At 54.8% G+C, this 20,272-nt stretch carries 24 protein-coding genes and 1 pseudogene; 10 read left to right on the top strand and 15 right to left on the bottom strand.

Annotated features, from left to right (window positions below; all coding sequences use genetic code 11):
* Positions 1-49 precede the first annotated feature (49 nt).
* Positions 50-1,618, bottom strand: coding sequence for a sensor domain-containing diguanylate cyclase (locus QOL84_RS00835; RefSeq protein WP_283435817.1), 1,569 nt, complete (start codon positions 1,616-1,618; stop codon positions 50-52).
* Positions 1,619-1,830: 212 nt separating this feature from the next.
* On the opposite strand from QOL84_RS00835, the pseudogene QOL84_RS29400 reads away from it, so the two are divergent.
* Positions 1,831-2,435: pseudogene (locus QOL84_RS29400) on the top strand (LysR substrate-binding domain-containing protein); the annotation flags it as partial.
* Between the two features lie 15 nt (positions 2,436-2,450).
* On the opposite strand, the gene QOL84_RS00820 reads toward QOL84_RS29400, so the two are convergent.
* The 5 genes from QOL84_RS00820 to QOL84_RS00800 form a co-directional block, all read right to left on the bottom strand.
* Entirely contained in the window at positions 2,451-2,972 is a 522-nt protein-coding gene (locus QOL84_RS00820) for a hypothetical protein (RefSeq protein WP_283435814.1), read from the bottom strand.
* Positions 2,972-3,277 (bottom strand): hypothetical protein, encoded by a 306-nt coding sequence (locus tag QOL84_RS00815; RefSeq protein WP_283435813.1) that lies wholly within the window; start codon positions 3,275-3,277, stop codon positions 2,972-2,974. The genes QOL84_RS00820 and QOL84_RS00815 overlap by 1 nt, the downstream gene beginning before the upstream one ends.
* Positions 3,278-3,381: 104 nt before the next feature.
* Positions 3,382-3,549, bottom strand: a complete 168-nt coding sequence (locus QOL84_RS00810; protein WP_283435812.1) for a hypothetical protein — start codon at positions 3,547-3,549, stop codon at positions 3,382-3,384.
* Positions 3,550-3,552: 3 nt separating this feature from the next.
* Positions 3,553-4,050, bottom strand: a complete 498-nt coding sequence (locus tag QOL84_RS00805) for a PAAR domain-containing protein (RefSeq protein WP_283435811.1) — start codon at positions 4,048-4,050, stop codon at positions 3,553-3,555.
* Positions 4,051-4,183: 133 nt separating this feature from the next.
* Entirely contained in the window at positions 4,184-4,849 is a 666-nt protein-coding gene (locus QOL84_RS00800; RefSeq protein WP_129394737.1) for a ribonuclease T2, read from the bottom strand.
* A gap of 165 nt (positions 4,850-5,014) precedes the next feature.
* Between QOL84_RS00800 and QOL84_RS00795 the strand changes: the two genes are divergently transcribed.
* Entirely contained in the window at positions 5,015-5,485 is a 471-nt protein-coding gene (locus tag QOL84_RS00795; RefSeq protein ID WP_283435810.1) for a hypothetical protein, read from the top strand.
* A 6-nt stretch (positions 5,486-5,491) separates the two neighbouring features.
* Here the strand turns inward: QOL84_RS00795 and QOL84_RS00790 are convergent, their stop codons facing one another.
* Positions 5,492-6,346, bottom strand: a complete 855-nt coding sequence (locus tag QOL84_RS00790; protein ID WP_283435809.1) for a LysR substrate-binding domain-containing protein — start codon at positions 6,344-6,346, stop codon at positions 5,492-5,494.
* A 102-nt stretch (positions 6,347-6,448) separates the two neighbouring features.
* On the opposite strand from QOL84_RS00790, the gene QOL84_RS00785 reads away from it, so the two are divergent.
* Both QOL84_RS00785 and QOL84_RS00780 read left to right on the top strand, forming a co-directional pair.
* Positions 6,449-7,096 carry an FMN-dependent NADH-azoreductase gene (locus QOL84_RS00785; RefSeq protein WP_283435808.1) on the top strand — a complete coding sequence of 216 codons (648 nt, stop codon included), beginning with the start codon at positions 6,449-6,451 and terminating at the stop codon, positions 7,094-7,096.
* 58 nt (positions 7,097-7,154) lie between these two features.
* On the top strand, positions 7,155-7,946 hold the full coding sequence (locus QOL84_RS00780) for a transporter substrate-binding domain-containing protein (protein ID WP_283435807.1): 792 nt from the start codon (positions 7,155-7,157) through the stop codon (positions 7,944-7,946).
* A 121-nt stretch (positions 7,947-8,067) separates the two neighbouring features.
* Here QOL84_RS00780 and QOL84_RS00775 read toward each other — a convergent pair whose 3' ends face one another.
* Positions 8,068-8,283, bottom strand: coding sequence for a hypothetical protein (locus tag QOL84_RS00775; RefSeq protein WP_283435806.1), 216 nt, complete (start codon positions 8,281-8,283; stop codon positions 8,068-8,070).
* Between the two features lie 135 nt (positions 8,284-8,418).
* Here QOL84_RS00775 and pseH point away from each other — a divergent pair, with 135 nt between their 5' ends.
* Positions 8,419-8,970 (top strand): UDP-4-amino-4,6-dideoxy-N-acetyl-beta-L-altrosamine N-acetyltransferase, encoded by a 552-nt coding sequence (gene pseH / locus QOL84_RS00770; protein ID WP_283435805.1) that lies wholly within the window; start codon positions 8,419-8,421, stop codon positions 8,968-8,970.
* A gap of 16 nt (positions 8,971-8,986) precedes the next feature.
* On the opposite strand, the gene QOL84_RS00765 is transcribed toward pseH, so the two are convergent.
* Positions 8,987-9,487 carry an Lrp/AsnC family transcriptional regulator gene (locus QOL84_RS00765; protein ID WP_283435804.1) on the bottom strand — a complete coding sequence of 167 codons (501 nt, stop codon included), beginning with the start codon at positions 9,485-9,487 and terminating at the stop codon, positions 8,987-8,989.
* Between the two features lie 119 nt (positions 9,488-9,606).
* Here QOL84_RS00765 and QOL84_RS00760 point away from each other — a divergent pair, with 119 nt between their 5' ends.
* The 3 genes from QOL84_RS00760 to QOL84_RS00750 all read left to right on the top strand — a co-directional run bounded on the left by QOL84_RS00760 (position 9,607) and on the right by QOL84_RS00750 (position 13,286).
* Positions 9,607-10,641 (top strand): histone deacetylase family protein, encoded by a 1,035-nt coding sequence (locus tag QOL84_RS00760; protein WP_283435803.1) that lies wholly within the window; start codon positions 9,607-9,609, stop codon positions 10,639-10,641.
* A 49-nt stretch (positions 10,642-10,690) separates the two neighbouring features.
* On the top strand, positions 10,691-11,743 hold the full coding sequence (locus QOL84_RS00755) for an ornithine cyclodeaminase (protein WP_283435802.1): 1,053 nt from the start codon (positions 10,691-10,693) through the stop codon (positions 11,741-11,743).
* A gap of 127 nt (positions 11,744-11,870) precedes the next feature.
* Entirely contained in the window at positions 11,871-13,286 is a 1,416-nt protein-coding gene (locus tag QOL84_RS00750) for an amino acid permease (RefSeq protein WP_283435801.1), read from the top strand.
* A gap of 86 nt (positions 13,287-13,372) precedes the next feature.
* Here QOL84_RS00750 and QOL84_RS00745 read toward each other — a convergent pair whose 3' ends face one another.
* Positions 13,373-13,735 (bottom strand): DUF6124 family protein, encoded by a 363-nt coding sequence (locus QOL84_RS00745; RefSeq protein ID WP_283435800.1) that lies wholly within the window; start codon positions 13,733-13,735, stop codon positions 13,373-13,375.
* Between the two features lie 605 nt (positions 13,736-14,340).
* Here QOL84_RS00745 and QOL84_RS00740 point away from each other — a divergent pair.
* Positions 14,341-14,562: a hypothetical protein gene (locus QOL84_RS00740; protein WP_283435799.1), complete on the top strand. Its 222-nt coding sequence runs from the start codon at positions 14,341-14,343 to the stop codon at positions 14,560-14,562.
* Positions 14,563-14,676: 114 nt separating this feature from the next.
* Here QOL84_RS00740 and QOL84_RS00735 read toward each other — a convergent pair whose 3' ends face one another.
* Positions 14,677-15,477, bottom strand: a complete 801-nt coding sequence (locus QOL84_RS00735) for a hypothetical protein (protein ID WP_283435798.1) — start codon at positions 15,475-15,477, stop codon at positions 14,677-14,679.
* 989 nt (positions 15,478-16,466) lie between these two features.
* Between QOL84_RS00735 and QOL84_RS00730 the strand changes: the two genes are divergently transcribed.
* Positions 16,467-17,900, top strand: a complete 1,434-nt coding sequence (locus tag QOL84_RS00730; RefSeq protein ID WP_283435797.1) for an SEFIR domain-containing protein — start codon at positions 16,467-16,469, stop codon at positions 17,898-17,900.
* A 123-nt stretch (positions 17,901-18,023) separates the two neighbouring features.
* Here QOL84_RS00730 and QOL84_RS00725 read toward each other — a convergent pair whose 3' ends face one another.
* The 4 genes from QOL84_RS00725 to QOL84_RS00710 form a co-directional block, all read right to left on the bottom strand.
* On the bottom strand, positions 18,024-18,272 hold the full coding sequence (locus tag QOL84_RS00725; RefSeq protein ID WP_283435796.1) for a hypothetical protein: 249 nt from the start codon (positions 18,270-18,272) through the stop codon (positions 18,024-18,026).
* The gene (locus QOL84_RS00720; protein ID WP_116255565.1) at positions 18,269-18,508 is read right to left on the bottom strand and encodes a hypothetical protein; all 240 of its coding nucleotides are present in this window, start codon (positions 18,506-18,508) and stop codon (positions 18,269-18,271) included. The genes QOL84_RS00725 and QOL84_RS00720 overlap by 4 nt, the downstream gene beginning before the upstream one ends.
* Positions 18,501-18,836 carry a hypothetical protein gene (locus tag QOL84_RS00715; RefSeq protein WP_283435795.1) on the bottom strand — a complete coding sequence of 112 codons (336 nt, stop codon included), beginning with the start codon at positions 18,834-18,836 and terminating at the stop codon, positions 18,501-18,503. The genes QOL84_RS00720 and QOL84_RS00715 overlap by 8 nt, the downstream gene beginning before the upstream one ends.
* Positions 18,837-19,086: 250 nt before the next feature.
* The gene (locus QOL84_RS00710) at positions 19,087-20,196 is read right to left on the bottom strand and encodes an SEC-C domain-containing protein (protein WP_283435794.1); all 1,110 of its coding nucleotides are present in this window, start codon (positions 20,194-20,196) and stop codon (positions 19,087-19,089) included.
* Between the last annotated feature and the right edge of the window lie 76 nt (positions 20,197-20,272).

The raw sequence follows: 20,272 nt of genomic DNA, 5'->3' as shown, positions 1-20,272 counted from the left end.
ACAAGAGCAGGCCATGGTAAGCGCCATGGCCTGTTTGTTTGCGCGCTGATCAACGATCCGAGCGCATCAGCTCCCCGAACACGGTGTCCATCGACAACACGGCGGCGCGATTGCGTCCGGCGTTTTTCGCCTGATACAGCGCCGCATCGGCACGCTGAATAAACATCTCGGGGCTGTCATTGCCCAGCGGAATGAACGAGTAGCAGCCAAGGCTCACAGTGAGATATTCCGAAGGTGATCCGCTGTGGGCGATGCGCTTGTCCATCACGCTACGGCGGATTTGCCCGGCAATCGCCAGTGCGCCATTGATGTCGGTGTCCGGCAGCAATACGGCAAATTCCTCACCGCCATAACGCACGGCCAGATCAGCCTTGCGCTGACAGCAACTCTTCACCACCTGCGCCACCTGAGTCAGGCAATGATCTCCCGCGACATGGCCATAGGCGTCGTTGTAGCGCTTGAAAAAATCGATGTCGAGCATGATCAGGCTGACCGGACTCGACTGCCGCGCACCTCGGGCAAACTCGATTTCCAGCGAGCGTTCGAACAACCGCCGGTTGGCCAACCCGGTAAGGCTGTCATGGGTGGCGATCTGCTCCAGTGCCCGTTGCGCCCGGAGCAGGTTCTTCTCGATCCGTTCGCCGTCGCGCACTTGATGGATGAACACCCAGCCGAACAAACCAACGCCGAGAATCACCAACGCGATGATCACACTGGACTGAAACGCGCGCTCGTACCAACCTTTGAGAATTGCGTCACGCGACGTCGCTGCCGCCACCACCAACGGATACGACGCCAGTTGCCGGTAGCCATACAAACGCACGACGCCATCGACCACCGAGTTGATCATCGCCGTACCGGCTGAAGCCTCAGGCATCAACGTCTTGTAAATCCGGCCCTGCGCCAGCGAAGAGCCGATCAGGCCCTCATCGAAAGGTCGACGCGCCAACAGCGTGCCGTCAGTCAGGCCGAGGAACATGATGCCGTTGTTGTCCAGGCTGAAGCTTTCGAAGAACTTGTCGAAGTACGACATCTTGATCCCGGCCATCAACACGCCCTGGAAGTTGCCGGCGCGGTCGTTGATGCGTTTCGAGATGGGGATGATCCATTCGCCATTCTCGCGGCTGCGAATCGCCGGGCCGATGTGCGCCAGCGTCGAGGCGTTCTGCTGGTGGAACTTGAAATACTCGCGATCCGCCACGCCGTTGCCACGTGGCAGATCGGTAAACGAGGTGATCACCCACTGACCGTCGCGATCGAACAGGAACATGCCGTGCAGTTGATCCAGTTGCTGCACCCGTCGGGCAAAGGTTTTCTGCAAACGCGGCTTCTGGCCGGCACCGTAGCCATCGTCCTCGATCCAGTCGACCAGGCTGGTCAGCACCAGATCAGCGGCCAGAAAGGTGTCCTCGGCCTGTTGCGCCATGGCGCGGGTCAGGTTGCTCGACGCCATCTTCGCCATCGCCAGATCCTGGCGGTGCGACTGCTCCAGTTGCAGATACAACAAACCGAACAGGCACAGGCATATCGCAACGATAAACAGCGCCGCCGCTTTGCGCAGCGGCAATCGTTTGAGTGCGCCGGGAGCCTGATGAGGATCGTGAATGGGGATTGGCAAAAGCGTGTCCTGGGCAGTTACGACAGGGGCAAACGCCCGAAACCCTTGTGTTGGTGAGCGTAGCCCACCGGGATACACCGGGCAAACGCCCTGGTCCCGCCTAGTAGTATCGGCGCACAGCGAGTTTCGATGATCGCTGTTCGCAGATTTATTTTCGATTGTTCTTTGCGGTTAGTCCGTTGTGAAGTGCCAGCCGGCGCATCGCACTGTGCCGTGAAGCGCTGGCCAGCGACTTCGATCTGGCAATCCTGCGCATCGGCATGCCGGAAGACTTCGATGCCCGCCGCATGGCGCTGATCCTCGCCGGCTTCACCCGCAACCACCCGCACGCACGCCTGGAAACCATCAGCGGCATGAGCCTGCACCTGCGCCAACGGCTCGATGCTGGCGACATCGACGTCGCCCTGATCAAACGCGAACCGGACAGCGGCCCGGCGTGGGCGACCTGGCCGGAACGGCTGGTGTAGGGTCAAAGGCGCGGATTTCGATTCGTCCAGTGGCGTGCTGCCGCTGGCGCTGTTTCCGCAAGGTTGCCTGTATCGGCAGCGGGCGATCCGCTTGCTCGATGTTGCGCAACGGCCGTGGCGGGTGGCGTTTGGCAGCCACAGTTTGGCCGGGATTCAAGCGGCGGTGGCTTCAGGATTGGGGGGTTCGGTGTTGCCGGCTTCGGCGGTATTGCCGGAGCATCAAGTGTGTACGGACTTGCCTGAACTGGCGCCGACGGAGTTGGCGCTGGTCAGCCGTGAGTGGGTTGCAGCGGGGGTTAGTGGAGTTTTTGCGTGGGGAGTTGGGTGTGGATGCCGGGGGATTTGCCTGACATCCTCGGCCTCTGTTACCGGGGTTTATTGATTTCCCGTAGTAGATCCGCGACGGGGATATTCATGATGTTTGAATAGTAGGGTTTGTATCCGTAGGCAGTGACGACGACTTTGCAGGGGACTTGTTGTTTGTCGGAGAGAAAGTGGTTCAGCTCTGTTACTGACAGATCTCTTTCCGAACTTCGGTCGTTGGAGGTTTCACTCAGGAATGCACGAGTGAGATAGGAAAATTTTGCTGTGGCGTCTTCATTTTTTTCCGATCTTATCAAGCCAAATGCAGAGAACTGAATGGCTTTGCCCACGGAAAAATCATGATCATCCGCCAAGGAACAATGAAGCATGCCCGAAATCATCCCGACTCGTTCTCCGCGATCAAAAAGATCCAGCACATCAACATCCGACTGATACCGGATAACATATAGCGAGGAGTTTTCCCTTTCAACAGATTCGAAACTCAGGTTTGCCGGAGGCTTAACGTGATCTTTCGCACAACCAGAGCAAATAGTGAGTAACCCGCAAAGAAGTAACCTGTACATCAAGGAAACTCCCTCATGATTGAGTCAAAAAGCATATCGCCTGCCGATTTGCTCCCGGCGATACGAGCAGTAAACAACCCCAATGCATTTGCATGATTTGCGTCTACATTGACATTCAACGAAGGGCCGCAGGAGATGAGCCACTTCTCACCAAATTCAGCCACCCCATCTGAGGAATCTTTTTTGGTAGGCATCGCCTTGATGTTGACCCAGTCCGCAGTCACCGGATCGGGACGCTCGCGATATATATCCGAACCTAACCAGACCAAAGCCCCTTCCCCAACAGGATCAAGGGTAATCAGCATCTGAACCCTGTAACCCCATTCCGACATGATTTTTGTCAGATGCGCACCATTCCACCCGCCGAGGCTATGACCGACGATGTAGACAGGACAGCTCTTGTAGGGAATCAGACTGAGGACATGCCGCTGAATATCCTGTTTTCCTGAACAACAATCGCCTTGGTACTCTCCACCAGAACAGACTTGTCACTGACATCTTTCTTATCCGTCAGCGCATGCTCCTTGTGAAGTTTGTAATTATTACCCTTCGCGCACGTTACCGTTTCAGCAGCCATCCCTCACTCCTCCAAAAACAACTTGATGGTTTCAGGCAGGTGCGAGCTGACTTCGTGGGTAAATCCGTTAGCGTCAGACTCCCCATGTTCCAGGCGCCCGTCAGCGCGCTGGATAACGTAAGGATGATTGGGCATGGGATCTCCGGTCACGTCATTTACCAGTTTCAACCTGTCGGTGAAATGTACCGGCATCGGCAGCAAGCCACTGAAGGGAGCCGATGTCACTGTGTCACCGATGATGACAGTGCCTGAACCGCCGATGACGACGCTGCCGTGTCCCCCGGTACTGTCCAACGTCGCGGCGTTCAAGCCATTGATGAACACCGTCGACGCAACAGCGCCCGTGATCGGGCTGCCGCAGGCGGATTTGTCAGTCATTCTTGCAGCCGCCAGACCGTCGAAATTTACATTTGGAGAGCCACTGACAATGGGATTGGTGCCATGTCCCGGCAGCGGGCAGGCGGTCGGATCGGTGACGCGGGCGGCGGGCTTTCCGCTCATGAGTAGGCTCCTTGCAATGTTGCGTGATTATCCTTTCAGGTGCGCAAGCATGCGTGAATTCGCCGGGGGCTTCAAACCTACAGAAAAAAGGCGCCCGATTGGGCGCCTTCTCTATACGTGGAAACCGCTCACATCAGCGCGACGGCGGCACCCGAATATCCCCCGCCCGGCATTGCGTCTTCACGCCCTTGCCACACGCGCCAAACTGCAGATCCTTGCCCATGCACACGCGCACTTCCGACAGTTCCGGGCCGCTGCAAATCACCGCAATGCCGTTTGCCGGAATCCCGGGATTGGCCTTGCGGAACAGGTCGGCGATCTCTTGGGCTTCGAAGTAATACGAGGAGCTGAGCGGTTGCAGTTCGTCCGGGACCTTCACTGCCGCGACGGCTTTATCCGCTTCATCCAGATAGCCCATCGCACCGAGGCCGCTGCAAGTGCCGTGCTTGGACCATTCGTGATCGAGCAGTTTTTTCGTCGGGAACAGTGTCAGGCCTTTAGCGGTTTCTGCCGCCGACAATGTCGTCAGCGGCGGGCAGGATTCCGGCCAGCCGCCGTTGGCGTATTGCGGCCACAGACCGTGCAGCACGAAGCCGTAACCCTTGCCGGTGCACTGTGAATCATCCTTGTGGGTCAAGCAGAACGTCGGCGACCAGGACAACGTCAGCAGGTAGTAATCGAACACCCCCGCCACTGCTTCTGCCTGCACCTTGCTCGATTGCGACTGACGCGCCGAACTCAAGCCGATGCTACCGGCTGTCAGCGCAATCACTGCCAAAATTGTAAACAGCTTTTTCATCTACCCGCTCCTTGGGACGCCTGCGTCCGTGGTTTTCGATCCTGGCCAGACTTGGCCAGTGCTGATTTCGACACGCTTGTGTTGCAAGCGCATGACGCAAGGCAAGGCCGTACGCCGTTGAAAGGTCTACGATTAACAGGCAGACATCAAACCAAGGGATCCGAAATGAGTAAAGCAGACGAACTCGCCGCCAAACTCAAGCAAACCCGGCACACCCACGCGGATGCGGCGCTGGAGATCGATTGTTGGCCGGCGCAGGTCTACGACCTGTATCACCGCATCGAGGCGTGGCTGCAACCGGTCACCGAGGTCGGCCTGAAAATTCGGCGTAATCCGACCCACGTTTGCGAAACCTCGCCCGATGGCGAAAGTCACGATTACGCCATCGACCAGTTGGTGATCGAGGCCAATCATCAAAGCCTGACATTTGATCCCATTGCCCGGTTTACCGAGGATGGCGCCGGACGGGTACAGATCAATCCGTCAGCCACGGACACCTATTTGCTACGTACCGTGGATGAGCATGGCGAAAGCCATTGGTGGATGCAGTCGATTGAAACCGGGCAGCAGCTGGACGCCATCGCGCTGACGGAAAACAATCTTTTGCTGGCGGTACAGGAAGGTCTCGGCCTGTAGCGCCGACTATTGCCGCCGCGCCGCACAGAAATCGAAGATCGCCTGAGACACCGCTTCGATCATCTGCGGATCGGCATCAGCCGCGGTGAACAAGCGGAACTGCGCATCCGGCAACGCCGGCAAGCCATGTTCCGCATCCAGCGCCGCCAGCCCTTGGCCCAATTGACTCAATGGCATCGGTGCCACGGCAAATCCCGCCAGCGCCGCTGCGCGCAAACCGGCATTGCTGGAGCAGAGCATGGCGGTGCGCTGCGCGATTCCGGACTGGGCCAAACGGGTCAGCGCCGCTTCACGATACGGACACGGCTCAGGGAACAACGCCAGCGGCAATGGCGTCGGCAGTTGCGTAAGCGGTTGCGCGGCCCACGCCCACACCAGCGGCTCCTGCCAGAGCAAGCGCCCCGACTCGCCGGTTTCACACAGCGAGCCGATGACCATTTCCAGGTTGCCCTGCTGCATCTGGCTGAGCAAAGTCCCCGGAATGCTCACCTGCACATCGATCTCCATTCCCGGGTGCTGCGCCGCGCAATCCTGCAATGCGCGCAACAACCGCGCCTCGACAAAATCCTCGGAAACCCCAATTCGCACCCGCCCCTGAAACGGCGTGCGCGTGAGTTGCGTCCAGGCATCGCGGTGCAACGCCAGAATCGTCCGCGCATAAGCGATCAGGCGCTCGCCGTCAGCCGTGAGCTGTTGCGAGCGCGTGGTGCGCTTGAGCAGAGGTTTGCCGACTTGCTCTTCCAGCCTGCGCAGATGACCGCTGACCGCCGATTGGGTCAGGTGCAGTTTTTCGGCGGCACGACTGAAGCCGTCCTCATCGACAACCGTGACAAACGTCTTGAGCAGCAGTGCGTCAAACATAGTGAGATACGTGATCAATGGTGGATTTATTCACGATTTATAGTTTGATGCGCGCTATGTTGCAATGCCTCGCACTGTCCACCCGAACTGTCGAGGCTTAGCGTGACCACCCTTCTGCACATCGAATGCTCACCGCGCAAACAACGCTCCGCGTCCCTGCAAGTGGCCCGCAGCTTTATCGATCGTCATCTCCAGCACCATCCGCAGACGCACGTCGAAACCCTCGATCTGTGGAGCCTGCAGCTGCCGGAGTTCGGTGAAGAGGCGATGAATGCCAAGTACGCAGGCCTCAGCGGAATAGCGCGTACAGCGGCCCAACAATCGGCCTGGGAAGAACTCGAGACACTCGCCGCCCACTTGCATCGTGCCGATATTCTGGTGATGTCAGTGCCGCTGTGGAATTACAGCATTCCCTACAAACTCAAGCACTACATTGACCTGGTGTCGCAGAAAGACATCCTCTTCAGCTTCGACCCCGAGCGTGGCCCGCAAGGTTTGCTGCACGGCAAAACTGCTGTGGTCGCGTATGCCCGTGGCCTGGATTTTTCGGCGCAATCGACCACGCCCGCCGAGCGGTTCGACTTTCAGAAACCGTACGTGGAAGCGTGGCTCGACTTTGTCGGGATCACCGATGTGCACGCGTTGATCGTCGAAAAGACCATTCTCGGTGAAGACCTCGACCGCGATTCGCGACTGCTCGCCTCACAACAGGCGCGGGATCTGGCTGATCGTCTCGCGCGGGCCGGGTGACACCCACAAAAGCCTTTCACTACACTGGGCCACCTTCCTTCTCGGAAACCCGATCGCAATGACAATTCTAAAAAGCACGATGATCCTCTGCGGTGCGCTCACTTTGGCCACCGCCGTTCAGGCGCAGGAAAGCACTTCACACCTCGACAGCATCCAGCAACAAGGCCAGTTGCGCGTCTGCACCACCGGCGACTACAAGCCCTACACCTTCAAACGTACCGACGGCGACTTCGAAGGCATCGACATCGCCATGGCCCGTTCGCTGGCCGACAGCCTCGGGGTCAAGGTCGAATGGGTGCAGACCACCTGGAAAACCCTGATGCCGGACATGCAGGCCGGCAAATGCGACATCGGCATGGGCGGTATTTCGGTGACGCTGGAGCGACAGAAAAAAGCCTACTTCAGCAACACCCTCGACACCGACGGCAAGATCCCGCTGGTGCGCTGCGCCGACGTCAGCAAGTACCAGAGCGTCGAGCAAATCAACCAGTCCAACGTGCGCCTGGTCGAACCCGCCGGTGGCACCAACGAAGCCTTCGTCCACGCCTTCCTGCCCAAGGCGCAACTGGCCTTGCACGACAACGTGACGATCTTCCAGCAACTGCTCGACAACCAAGCCGACGTGATGATCACCGACGCCTCGGAAGCGCTGTATCAGCAGAAACTCAAACCGGGGCTGTGCGCGGTGAATCCGCATCAGTTCATGCAGTATGGGGAGAAGGCTTACTTGCTGCCGCGCGATGACATCAGCTGGAAACTGTACGTTGATCAGTGGCTGCACCTGAGCAAGGCCACCGGCAAATATCAGCAAACGCTAAGCGAATGGATTGCCGTACCTACCGCCCAATAACCCTGTGGCGAGGGAGCTTGCTCCCGCTGGACTGCGCAGCAGGCCCAATCTTTCAAGGCAAAAGAAAGGGCCGCTTCGCGACCCAGCGGGAGCAAGCTCCCTCGCCACAGGTCATGTGTGATCAATCCTCATGCAACATGCCAGAGCTGTACTGATTCAAGCTGCTGCCAATACTGTTCCCGCCAAACTTCAGCGTATTGGCATTACTACGCCCTTCCTGCGACTGACAATCCGAGGAAAAACAACTCGTAGTCGTTAGCCCACCCGCCCCCGAACAAGCACTCAACACCGATACAGCTGCAGCAATCAACAGCACTTTGACGACACTGGCGCTCATGGCACGATACCCCTCGGGATGAAAAGCGACGATCTTGTGCCAACATCCTAGGCCCGCCCCGCACGCGGCAACATGAAACTTTGCGGATCGACAGCGCGGGTTCAGAATCGCCTCCCTGCCAGACAACGACATCCCATGCAATTGCTCCCTCTCACCGACGCCAGCCCCGCCATTCAGGCTTACGTCCGCACCCTGCGAAACCAGCCCGACGTGCGCAAATACATGTACACCTCGCACGAAATCTCCGAGCAGGAACATGCGAACTGGCTGAACTCGTTAAAGGGCAATCCACGCCAGCAAGTGTTTGTGGTGATCAAGGATGAGCAAGCGGTGGGGGTTGTTTCGTTGAATGCGATCAACTTTTTGCACAAGAGCGCGGATTGGGCGTTTTATCTGGACGTGGGGTTGCAGGGTAAGGGCTTGGGCAGTGTGGTCGAGTTCTGGATGCTCGATTACGCGTTTGGCGTGGTGGGGCTGGAGAAGCTGAATTGTGAAGTGCTGGCGATGAATTCGGCGGTGGTGAAGATGCATCAGAAGTTTGGGTTTGAGATTGAAGGTGTGCGACGGCAGAACATCTTCAGGGATGGAGCGCGGATAGATGTTGTTCTGCTAGGTATTACCAAAGACGAATGGCAACACAAGCGCCCTGCTTTGGCGCCTGTGATCGAGCGGATCACTGCAAGCTGAAAAGACGCCAGCCCTCTCAGTATTTGCCGGGTTTGGGGATCGCAATACGGCTACCCGTCTTGACCTCGCGCAACGCCAGGCTGGACTGAATAGACGCAATCCCCACCTGACGCCTGAGCACCTGCTCGATAAAGTCGCTGTAACTATCAAGATCTTCCGCCAACACCTGCAACACATAATCGGCATCGCCGGTGATCTTGTGGCAGGCCACCACCTGCGGCAATTGCGCAATCACTGCCTCGAAGGCATCAGGGGCGTGGTCGGCGTGGGTGGAAAAACGAATGTGCACAAACGCCATGATATCCAGCCCGAGCATTCGCCGATCAAGGTTGGCCTGATAGCCCTTGATCACCCCCGCCTCCTCCATGCGCTTGCGCCGCCGCCAGCACGGCGTAAGGCTCAGCGACAGTCGCTCGCTGAGTTCAGCGTTGGAAATGCTGGCGTCTTCCTGCAATAACTCGAGAATCGCCAGGTCGGTCTCGTCGAGGCTGATGCGTTTGGATATTTTTTTCTGCATAACGCCATTCCTGAGTAAAAACACCCGAATAATCGACTGAATCACGAACACAAAGCAAAGAAAGCGCAGCCCAGCCGGAACAGAATATTTGCACTGGCTAACAATAACGGATGCGCAGAATGTTTACAGTTTTCAGTGATTCCCACCGTTTGCACCACGGCACCGAATTGAAAGACGGCGTGCTCAAACCGTCGTTCGAACAACCGAGTCGGGCCGACACCGTGCACAACCGCGTCAAACAGGTCGGCCTCGGGCAGATCGTCGAACCGCGCGCATTTGATCGCTCGTGCTACGTGAACGCACACAGCGAGCGCTACGTCAGTTTTCTCGAAACGGCCTGGAGCGAATGGTGCGCCACCGGTCGCACTCTCGACGCCTTGCCGCTGGTCTGGCCGGTGCGCGATCTGGCCGGCGAAGAGGTGCCGACGTTCATCGACGGCAAGCTCGGCTTCTATGCGATGGATGCCGGCTCGCCAATCACCGCGACGACCTGGCAAGCGGTGAAAACCAGCGCCGATATCGCCCTCACCGGCCTGGCATTGATCGATGAAGGCCACGACAGCGCCTTCGCCTTGTGCCGCCCGCCCGGCCATCACGCCGCGCGCGAATACATGGGCGGTTATTGCTACCTCAACAACGCCGCCATCGCCGCACAACAAGCCATCACTCAGGGCGCCAAACGTGTCGCGGTGCTGGACGTCGACTTCCACCACGGCAACGGCACGCAGAACATTTTTTACCAGCGCAGCGACGTCATGTTCGTGTCGCTGCACGGTAAGCCGGCGGTGTCCTATCCGTACTTCTCGGGCTACAGCCACGAAGTCGGCGCGGGTCTCGGCGAGGGTTACAACCTCAACTATCCGCTGCCGAAAAACACCACCTGGGAGAGCTATCGCAACGCCCTGCTCCACGCCTGCAAAAAACTCCAGCAGTTCGCACCTGAAGTGCTGGTGATTTCCCTCGGTGTCGACACGTTCAAGGACGACCCCATCAGCCACTTCCTGCTCGAAAGCGATGACTTCATTGGCATCGGTGAACTGATCGCCAGCGTCGGCTGCCCGACCCTGTTCGTCATGGAGGGCGGCTACATGGTCGATGAGATCGGCATCAATGCCGTCAACGTGCTGCACGGTTTCGAGAGCAAACGCAGCTGAACCGCACCCGCTTTAAAACCTTTCAATGACTGGATCGGAGAACAAGACCATGACGCTTTTTATTGATGTCGATGATGCTGCACGCCTGTTCACCCAGGTCGGTATCCGCCGCGCCATTCGCGAAATGGCCGGCTACATCGAAGCGGACTACGCACGCTGGGCGCAGTTTGATAAATCGCCGCGCACGGCCAATCACTCGGCAGACGGCGTGATCGAATTGATGCCCACCGACGACGGCCAGCAGTACTCGTTCAAATACGTCAACGGCCACCCGAACAACGGCCAGCAGAATTTGCTCACGGTCATGGCCTTCGGTCTGCTGGCCGATGTGCAGAGTGGCTATCCCACCCTGCTCAGCGAACTGACCTTGACCACCGCCGTACGCACCGCCGCAACCTCCGCGCTGGTCGCGCAATCGCTGGCTCGTCCGGGTGCGACTTCGATGGCCCTGATCGGCAACGGTGCGCAAAGTGAATTTCAGGCACTGGCCTTTCATGAAATGTTGGGCATCAGTGAAATCCGCATTTTCGATATTGATCGCGACGCGTCACTCAAGTTGAAGCACAACCTCGCCGCGTTCCCGGACATCGAAGTGATTCTGGCCAGCTCGGTGAAGGACGCGGTCAAGGGCGCGGACATCGTCACCACGGTCACCGCCGACAAAGCCTACGCAACGATTCTGACGCCGGAGATGATCGAGCCCGGCATGCACATCAATGCGGTCGGCGGTGACTGCCCGGGTAAAACCGAGCTGCACGCCGACATCCTGCGCAACGCCCGGGTCATCGTCGAGTTCGAGCCGCAAACCCGTATTGAAGGCGACATTCAGCAACTGGACGCCGATTCCCCGGTGATCGAGTTTTTCCGGATTGTGCAGGGCGAAGTCGCCGGACGCGAAAACAATGCGCAGGTCACGGTGTTCGATTCGGTGGGTTTTGCTCTGGAAGACTTTTCCTCCCTGCGCTACCTGAAAGACCTGGCTCAGGCACAGCAAATCGGCCAGCGCATCCACCTGGTGCCGACGCCGGCCAACATCAAAAACCTCTTCCAACTGCTGGATCCGCAACCGGCCAAAGCCTCGTGTCTGCGCACCGTCAGTTGATCGGTAATCGCCGCCCCCAAACCACAGGGGGCGATTCACCTTGTGATCAGCCGCTGCACCACTAACAAGAACGCTCGACACCTACTTTCTGCCAAAACTCAAAAACATAAAATCAAGAGGTTTTGCAATGAAATCGACCCCTTCCGGGCTGCCTGAACAGCCCGCGCTGCAGCGCACGCTCAGCAATCGTCACATCCAGTTAATGGCCATGGGCGGTGCCATCGGAACCGGCCTGTTCATGGGCTCCGGGAAGATCATCGCCCTCTCCGGAACGTCGATCATCCTCATCTACATGATCATCGGCCTGTTCGTGTTTTTCGTCATGCGCGCCATGGGCGAAATGCTCCTGTCCAACCTCAACTTCAAAACCTTCGCCGATTTCGCCGGCGCCTACCTCGGCCCGCGCGCGGCGTTCTTCCTCGGCTGGTCGTACTGGCTGAGCTGGAGCGTGGCGGTGATCGGCGATGCCGTCGTGGTGGGCGGATTCTTCCAGTACTGGTTCCCCGACGTACCGGCGTGGATACCCGCCGTCGGCATGCTGGCGACCCTCTTCGCCCTCAACGTGCTGACCGTCAGGCTGTTCGGTGAAGTGGAATTCTGGTTCGCGATCATCAAGATCATTGCCGTCGTGACCCTGATCGGCGTCAGCACCGTGCTGATCGCCAGCTCCTTCGTCTCGCCCAGTGGCGTCACCGCGTCTCTGAGTCACCTGGTGGACAAACAGGCGGCTTTCCCCAACGGCTTGTTCGGCTTCTTCGCCGGATTTCAAATGGCGATCTTCTCCTTCGCCGGCACCGAGCTGATCGGCACCGCCGCCGCCGAAACCCGCTCGCCAGAAAAGACCCTGCCCAAAGCGATCAACTCCATTCCGCTGCGGATCATCCTGTTCTACGTCCTCGCGCTGACCTGCATTATCGCCGTGACCTCCTGGCAACAGGTTTCCCCCGTCAAAAGCCCGTTTGTCGAACTGTTCCTCGTCGCCGGATTTCCCGCAGCGGCCGGTATCGTCAACTTCGTGGTCCTGACGTCAGCGGCCTCCTCGGCCAACAGCGGCGTGTTCTCATCGAGCCGCATGCTGTTCGGACTGGCCAATCAGGACAACGCCCCCGGCCTATTCCGCCGACTGTCGACCAACAGCGTGCCGCTGCTGAGCCTGGCGTTTACCACACTGTTGATGCTGGTCGGCGTGCTGGTGCTGTTCATCGTGCCGGAAGTCATGACCGCATTCACCATCGTCTCCACCGTGTCGGCGATTCTGGTGATCTTCACCTGGTCGACCATCCTCGCGTCTTACATCGCCTACAGGAAAAAGCGCCCGGATCTGCATGCGAAGTCGGCTTACAAGATGCCCGGCGGCGTGCCGATGGCTTGGTTTTCGTTGGCGTTTTTGGGGTTTGTGCTGGGGTTGCTGGCGTTGCGGCCTGACACGCGGACTGCGCTGATGGTGATGCCGGGGTGGTTTGTTTGGCTGGGGATTGCTTATCAGTTGACGCGGTTGAGGAGGCCGAAATCTGCGGTTGAGTCGGCGGGGCAGTTTGGCTAGAGCTGCAAGCGAAAGCCGTCACTTGGAAGTGACGGCTTTTTATTATCAGTGAACGAGCATCTCACCTGCCCACGGCGGGACAGGCTTTACGCCTTCACCTCAACGTTATCCAACGCCTGATTCACCGCCAACTCCCCCAACATCACCACCTGCGCAATACCCAGCGCGGTTTTGCGGTGCGAGGGGTCGAGCACTGCGGCGAAGTTGTTGAGCATTTCCGAGGCGGAACTTAGCGTCTCACTGGTGTTGGCCAGCAGGGATTCCGAGTCGTACTTGGGGTTGGCGAGGTACATGCGCTCGGGTTCGTTGACGCTGGACATGATGTGGCCGGCGGGCAGGAGGTAGTGATCGAGCGCGCGCTCGGCGGCTTCGTGGAGTTTTTTGGGGTTGAGGGATTCGTAGGGGGATGCGGGATCGGTTTCTGGTGGGTTGGGCGTTACTTTGAACATAGATGGAACTCCAGCACTAAAGAATGGGAGCCATCCACTCTCGCTACCAAACGAAGGGTGGTGACCATACACAGGTTGGTAGACCGGAGCACTGGAACCGGCGCTTCCGAAGAAGCCCTGAGCATGGCCACCATAATCCAGGCGCAAAAATGCGACTGCATGGGGTGACGCGATGCATCAGTGCTGCGGGTCTACCAAACCCGATCACTGGTTTTCAGTGACCCAGGAACGATAGAACCCGCTAGCTAGACGCACAAGCCGGCGGATTCTGTCTTAGGTGTAGGGGGTGGCGCAAGGAGGTGTAGGCCAAGGACTGCAAAAACAGACTACGTTTAAACACCTCCAGATTTCTGCGTTTAGAACAAGCTCGACGAGTTTAGTGATCGAACCAAAAACAGCCGCCAATTGCAGGAAGCATTGCTTTTTCAAGTGCTGTCTGTCGTTGCGATGATGGATTGGGCGCAGAGCTCCGCCGACACCCCATGTTGACTGGCTCATCTGCTTAATTTTTTCCGCTGTGTAGCAATTTTTAAGCAGGCTGCAATTACTTCTGCCCAAGGCACTATTGCTACTATGCTTGTAATTTCCCGAAAGGAGTCGGCGCAATGTCGGACGAGTATTCGTTATCAGATGTGTTGAAGAGGATGTACCAGAATCAGCTTGGGCTGGAGGCCGCCTTGATGGAGCTGACGCTTCTTGCTGAAAAGGAAGGGTTGACCGAGATAGGTGAAAACGTACGTGGTGCACTATGGATAATTGGCGAGAATTCCGGCCACATCAAGCAGGGGTTGGCCAGGCTACAGGGCAGAGAACCGCCTAGATCGTAGAAGGATGTGTCAGTTGTAGAAACACTCTTTTCAACACGGCCAATCCTCTCCTACAAAATGGCAGGGTCGGCTAGAGAATGATCGTAAACTTTTGCCGACCTCAAGTAGCAACCGTTACTTTGGACGTATACTATCAAGTATTGTTGTAAATCCCTCCTGCTTACCTAACTCCGCTAGCATCTTTTGAAAAACATCAGACATCTCCACCAGCTTCGCTTTGAATTCTTTATAATTTTCAAGAGACTCAGCAAATGTAGTTTTGTTTTTATCAAAACTGATTGAAAATATCGAGTTGGTTTGCGCGCTATGCACCCTTACCCCCGCAGGAACTTTATTAACTCGGCATTCAAAATCATTATTCAAAACCTCGTCAACAGCATTAGAACAAAACTCTCTCAACAACTCAGAAATACAGAATATCTCCTTATAAACGCTTTCACAAAACGAATGAGCCTTTTCAACATCTGGAATGGTGCCTTTATGAATGACAGAATTTCTAAACTCCGTTAATTTTCTGTTGGGCTTATATGACACCCCAAATACAAGTGCGTAAAGAGCTAAGAAAGCTCCAGTTTGACGCTCTGACTGCCGAGACATTTCAGAAAACATAGAATCGAAGAGTTCATCACTAACCCTAAGGTGGTTCAGCATAACTCTTATACAAAACTCGAAAAATCTCTCGAGCGATGCTGAAAAACTTGCTGATGCTTCCAGAGTGAAATTTGCAATTAATGCATTTGCTCCGGATTCTAGAAGCAGCTCAAATTTTTGCGCCTTAAGAACTATGGCCATTTCATGCCCAAATTCACACGTTACGATGGAAACACGGCCGTCGAAATATGGCGCGTTAAATGGCTTAAACAGTGGCTTACCTTTCGTTTGCATACATTCGATGCAAGTCGCAAAAATTTCCATAGAGAGGCATATTCCCAAAAATAATATTCGAATTTTCAATGACTACCGAAGCCGGCATTACCCTTATTGTGTCAGGCAAATATGAGAATCGACAAGCGCAATTACGCTTTTAAGCGCCGTTTTAAGCCAGCTCTTTCATGAAACTGCTCAAAGCGCTAACACCTATTTGAGAAACAGCCATGGAAAAGATCTCAGCTAATCCGTCCTCTACGACGAGCGAATTGAAATAAGTAACGATTCCCGTGAGCAACAGGACTGCTGGTGTTTTTACAATTTACGGACAGTTCATCTGCGTTGAATGACTTATGGCTTGCCCCGTTTGGCCCCTTAGCGTCTCTCCCAAAATATCAGAGGGCAAATTAGACGCTCCGGCAGAAATGAATGGCTAAGGGATTCGAACCCCTTCCAATGCAGACATAGGCCGCTCACGACCAGTAAATAAAGCTTTTCCTCTACTCCTCAGTGGCGTGTGACGGTCTACGACGGCCCTTCGTTTGCCCTAATTCTGCCCTAAACCACAAGCGTCGATGATTCACTTGGGTTAACAGGAGTGACTCCTTTCGGCCAGAAGCGGTCGCTCAATCTCGAGTTGCTAGCGGTCCATAGAGAACTTTCGCAGGGGGCGGCTAATATCTGAACCTATCCCTTAAACTACCCCATCGTTGTCCTAAAGATTATTCCGTAATTTCTCAGTGAACAGCAGACAGGGTTTGTCTGACACGCTTGCCACCCCGTGACGACCTGATTGGTCACACGCAGCATTGACGATTCAAAGCGCTGCGGTAGTCGTTCGGCCTTGTGGAAAATATACGGCGGCCTCGGGGCTGGTCGTCGATATCTACTCTCTCGGTACCCTTTTCTGAAGAGCAATTGGAGGGGTGTAAAAAATAACGTGTATTCTCTACCAATCCGTAGTGGCTATCTGATAATTTCGGGAGACTGGTATAACGTACAGCCAGAAAACCCACCGCTACAAGAAGGATTAATTCATGAGTGACGCGCAATCACCGAAGCTATTCATCTCATACAGTTGGTCTACACCGGATCATGAAGTGTGGGTGATGGCATTAGCTACTGAACTCAGGGAGTCTGGCGTTGATGTGATACTCGATAAATGGGACCTTAAAGACGGGCACGATTCGATCCAATTTATGGAATCAATGGTGACTGATGAGACTGTCACAAAAGTTATTATGGTTTCGGATAAAATGTACGCTCAGAAAGCCGATGGACGTGCAGGAGGGGTGGGCACAGAGACTCAGATCATATCAGCAAAAGTGTATGAGACGGCGAAGCAAGATAAGTTTGTAGCCGTGATTGCTGAAAAAGAGGACGGTAAAGCTTGTTTGCCAACGTTCTATGGAAAGCGTAAATATATAGACCTAAGCGAAGCTGAAGACTACGCAAAAAACTTTGAAATGCTGCTTAGATGGATCTTTGATAAACCGCTACATGTCAAACCAGAAATCGGCGCGCTTCCAGCGTTTTTGTCAGAGTCAACCGCTATCAACTTGGGAGCGAGTGCCGCTTATCGGCGAGCATTGGATGCGGTAAAGCAAGGCAAGCCGTTTGCAGCCGGCGCTGTTGACGAATACTTTCGCGCGGTCTCGGAAGGATTTGAAAAGATTAGGATTCAGAAAGAAAACGAAAAAGAGTTCGATGACCAGCTTGTTGAAAACATTGAAGCCTTCATTCCTTATCGTAATGAAATAGTTTCCTTGATTGTTGCGATTGCACAATACAATGCGCTGCCAAATATGGATCAAAAAATTCATCGATTCTTGGAGTCATTGTTGCCGTATGTTGATAGACCTGCACATATCACCCAGTACAGAGAAGGTGACTTCGATAATTTTAAATTTTTAATTAATGAAATATTTTTATATGTCGTTGCAGTTTTCTTGAAGTACGAAAGATTTGATTCGATACAAATGTTGCTGTCTACGCCTTACTATATTCATGAAAGAAGTAGGAATGGGCAAACAGGGGCGTTTGGATATCAGGCGTTTTACGAGTACGTCCGGACGCTCGATTATCGTAGCCAACGTTTAAGTCTCGGCCGACTATCACTGGCAGCAGACCTGCTGAAGGACCGTTCACAGTCATCGGGCCTGGACTTCAATCAGCTTATGCAGGCTGACCTGGTGCTTTTCTTGAGGGGGACTCAAGATGGTGAGCGTTGGTTCCCTAATACACTGTTGTATGCAAGCAGGTCGTATGGTCCTTTCGAAATATTCGCACGATCGATGTCGCAGAAATATTTTGATTCTGTCAAACCCCTAATAGGAGTTGCGGATAAGCGAGAGCTTGGTGCGCTGCTGCTTAATTTCAAGGGTCCGCAGTCTCAACTGCCTCGCTGGCAGTTTGATACGTTTAATCCTGAGGTACTGGTGGGCTACGATATGCTCGGCACTCGTCCCTAGATATCGCTTGTCGGGGAGTTGCAGCACGCCAATGAGTGTGTAGACACTCAAATGGGAATGAGCGTCCGCTTTTGGCCGAAAGCAGCCACTCGCTTATGATGTTTCGGCTGACGCTGAAATCCTTTACAACTCCACCTTGAATCCACTGAGGCCCACGCTGTCGGCAAAACGTCCCACGGCGGTCAAGCTGGCCCAGGTGCGCAGTGACTCACGTCGCGAGCGCACCGGCACCCAGCGTGCGCCGCTGCCGCCGAGGCGTATCGATAGGCCCCAGTCGGGGCCACCGTCGATCCTGGCCACCAGGCATTCGCGCACCGCGTGTTGTTCGACCAGGGCGCGCAACACTTCTTCGTGAATGCCTTCGCCGATCACTGTGCGTGCTCCAGGCGCCGCGCCGTGGCGGCCGCCTCGAAGGTCTTGTACAAACCTTCGATACTGGCCGCGTTCAGTACCTTGACCGTCTCCAAGCCCAAGACAAAACCTTCGGCGCGATCACTGGCGCGAAACAGATCGTCCGCCGTGTGCGCCAGCTCGATTTGGTGCAGCAGTTTCAGGGTTTGCACCTCCACCGCGTTCGGCAGGTTCAATGCGGACAGTGCCTTATCCATGCTGCCCCTCGTTCGACTCAGCGCCGTTCACCGGCGGCGCAAACCCCAACTCGCCCGATTCCACATCGATTAGCAGCCAGCCGCCCAGCGGTTGGTTGCTGCCACCAACGATCAGCCCCTGCACCATCAGCCCGTCAGGCAGGATCACCCGCAGCATGTTGGCGTCCTTGGGGCCTTCCAGAAAATGCGCCAGTTCGACACGGGTGCGATCGGGGGCAATTTTGCTCAAGCGCACCGGGCACTCGAGCGTCGTTAACTCGGCGGGCGGACGCCCTTCGTAGCGGGCAATCACGGCAACGGTGGCCAAGCCTTCAAAGACGTGAGACATGAGTCGAGTTCCTAAGCGAGTCAGTAGGCGTCGATGGGAAAACCAAGAGGTCAGGTAATGGTAGACCAGCCCCCTGGGGCCTGGTTGCCACGCGGCGAAAAAAAGGCCCCCACACCTGGGCGAGGTGTGGGGGCCGATTGAACATAGGCTGGAATTATGGAAACACCTAAGCATTCTCAATGTGCTGAGAAATTTGAATAAAAAATTCGTTGGGCTCTGCGGCAGACATGCATCTTTTGACAGACGCGGCCTAGATCATTGGCGACATTAGAATATTTTTAATAGAAGGGAAATTTAGGGGGCGACGATTTTCTATCGAGTCGCCGTACGTATCATCCTCAACCCCTTGCGCATAAAGGCTTATTATTAGGCTTTGCGTTTCGTCATCAAGCGAGCGCCACCAACTCGGAGAGATATAAAAGTTTTCAATCAGAAGTATCATAAAAACCGCAAGACTATCCGCCGTCAACTTTTTCTCCAAAAACTGCGCCATTAATTTATTGCAGGTTTTAGAGTGTTCTGACAACCAAGACAAAACTACATATCCGTCACCCTCACTAGAAAAAGAATTGATAGCCATATAATCTGGAATTTGACTTGGAGAACTCGAAATTTTTTGAGCTTCATTTCCGTTAAAATCGAACGTCGGCCCAACGATAGCACTCCCCATAATTGGAGGAGGAGAATCAAGCGTAAATACAGCATAATTCAGACCCGAATAATCATTTGAAATCAACATGTCATCGAGCTTTGATTTTATGTACTTTAGATCGTTTGTAGTTAGATCGTTATTAGTACCAAGCCGGCCAGCCTCGGCTTGAATAGCTATCTGGTGATGTAAGCTTTTTCCTCTATCGAGGGTTTTCATCAACTCAAACACTTTTGAAGCATAGTTCTTACTGAAAAACTCTTTTGAAATTCCACGATATGTTACTAAAAAGCAATGCAGCGGTATAACTCTAAACGGTCCATCCTCAATTGGCGCAAATAAATTTTTGTCATGAACGGAACAAAACCCGGAAAACACCGAAGCTTTATTAATCCCAATTTCTTTAATTACTATTTTAGAGGCGGCACTAGTCTTAGAATCCACGGATGTTTCTAGCACATGCCCATCTTTAGATATCGCCTTTAAGGACGAACTCTTCGAAACAGTATGTGCATTAATTATCTTACTGGAACATTCGTGCAACAGTGATATCGGGACGCTGCACTTCTTCATACTTTTTTCGAAGGATTTGAGAGCTTGGATTACAGCATGAAACTCTACAGGAGGTTTACTTTCAATATCTCGGTGGCAGTGCTTATACTTCTTTCCTGAATTGCACCAACATGGTTCATTTCTTCCAGGTGCTTTCATAAAACTCCTTGACCTAGGCTTGCAAACTCTGCATGTAACTTCTGTCGCTCACATTTGCTGGAAGGTCAACCAAACT

The sequence above is a fragment of the Pseudomonas helmanticensis genome, from assembly GCF_900182985.1.
In the GTDB taxonomy this organism is placed as follows: Bacteria; Pseudomonadota; Gammaproteobacteria; order Pseudomonadales; family Pseudomonadaceae; genus Aquipseudomonas; species Aquipseudomonas helmanticensis.
Note: the sequence above shows the minus strand (reverse complement) of the source record. Positions and strands in the feature narration are given on the sequence as shown.

Coding starts and splice junctions, on each gene's coding strand:
- QOL84_RS00820 (WP_283435814.1), bottom strand. CDS start 2,972: ATGTACAGGTTACTTCTTTGCGGGTTACTCACTATTTGCTCTGGTTGT.
- QOL84_RS00815 (WP_283435813.1), bottom strand. CDS start 3,277: ATGCTGATTACCCTTGATCCTGTTGGGGAAGGGGCTTTGGTCTGGTTA.
- QOL84_RS00810 (WP_283435812.1), bottom strand. CDS start 3,549: ATGGCTGCTGAAACGGTAACGTGCGCGAAGGGTAATAATTACAAACTT.
- QOL84_RS00805 (WP_283435811.1), bottom strand. CDS start 4,050: ATGAGCGGAAAGCCCGCCGCCCGCGTCACCGATCCGACCGCCTGCCCG.
- QOL84_RS00800 (WP_129394737.1), bottom strand. CDS start 4,849: ATGAAAAAGCTGTTTACAATTTTGGCAGTGATTGCGCTGACAGCCGGT.
- QOL84_RS00795 (WP_283435810.1), top strand. CDS start 5,015: ATGAGTAAAGCAGACGAACTCGCCGCCAAACTCAAGCAAACCCGGCAC.
- QOL84_RS00790 (WP_283435809.1), bottom strand. CDS start 6,346: ATGTTTGACGCACTGCTGCTCAAGACGTTTGTCACGGTTGTCGATGAG.
- QOL84_RS00780 (WP_283435807.1), top strand. CDS start 7,155: ATGACAATTCTAAAAAGCACGATGATCCTCTGCGGTGCGCTCACTTTG.
- QOL84_RS00775 (WP_283435806.1), bottom strand. CDS start 8,283: ATGAGCGCCAGTGTCGTCAAAGTGCTGTTGATTGCTGCAGCTGTATCG.
- pseH (WP_283435805.1), top strand. CDS start 8,419: ATGCAATTGCTCCCTCTCACCGACGCCAGCCCCGCCATTCAGGCTTAC.
- QOL84_RS00765 (WP_283435804.1), bottom strand. CDS start 9,487: ATGCAGAAAAAAATATCCAAACGCATCAGCCTCGACGAGACCGACCTG.
- QOL84_RS00760 (WP_283435803.1), top strand. CDS start 9,607: ATGTTTACAGTTTTCAGTGATTCCCACCGTTTGCACCACGGCACCGAA.
- QOL84_RS00755 (WP_283435802.1), top strand. CDS start 10,691: ATGACGCTTTTTATTGATGTCGATGATGCTGCACGCCTGTTCACCCAG.
- QOL84_RS00750 (WP_283435801.1), top strand. CDS start 11,871: ATGAAATCGACCCCTTCCGGGCTGCCTGAACAGCCCGCGCTGCAGCGC.
- QOL84_RS00745 (WP_283435800.1), bottom strand. CDS start 13,735: ATGTTCAAAGTAACGCCCAACCCACCAGAAACCGATCCCGCATCCCCC.
- QOL84_RS00740 (WP_283435799.1), top strand. CDS start 14,341: ATGTCGGACGAGTATTCGTTATCAGATGTGTTGAAGAGGATGTACCAG.
- QOL84_RS00735 (WP_283435798.1), bottom strand. CDS start 15,477: ATGGAAATTTTTGCGACTTGCATCGAATGTATGCAAACGAAAGGTAAG.
- QOL84_RS00730 (WP_283435797.1), top strand. CDS start 16,467: ATGAGTGACGCGCAATCACCGAAGCTATTCATCTCATACAGTTGGTCT.
- QOL84_RS00720 (WP_116255565.1), bottom strand. CDS start 18,508: ATGGATAAGGCACTGTCCGCATTGAACCTGCCGAACGCGGTGGAGGTG.
- QOL84_RS00715 (WP_283435795.1), bottom strand. CDS start 18,836: ATGTCTCACGTCTTTGAAGGCTTGGCCACCGTTGCCGTGATTGCCCGC.
- QOL84_RS00710 (WP_283435794.1), bottom strand. CDS start 20,196: ATGAAAGCACCTGGAAGAAATGAACCATGTTGGTGCAATTCAGGAAAG.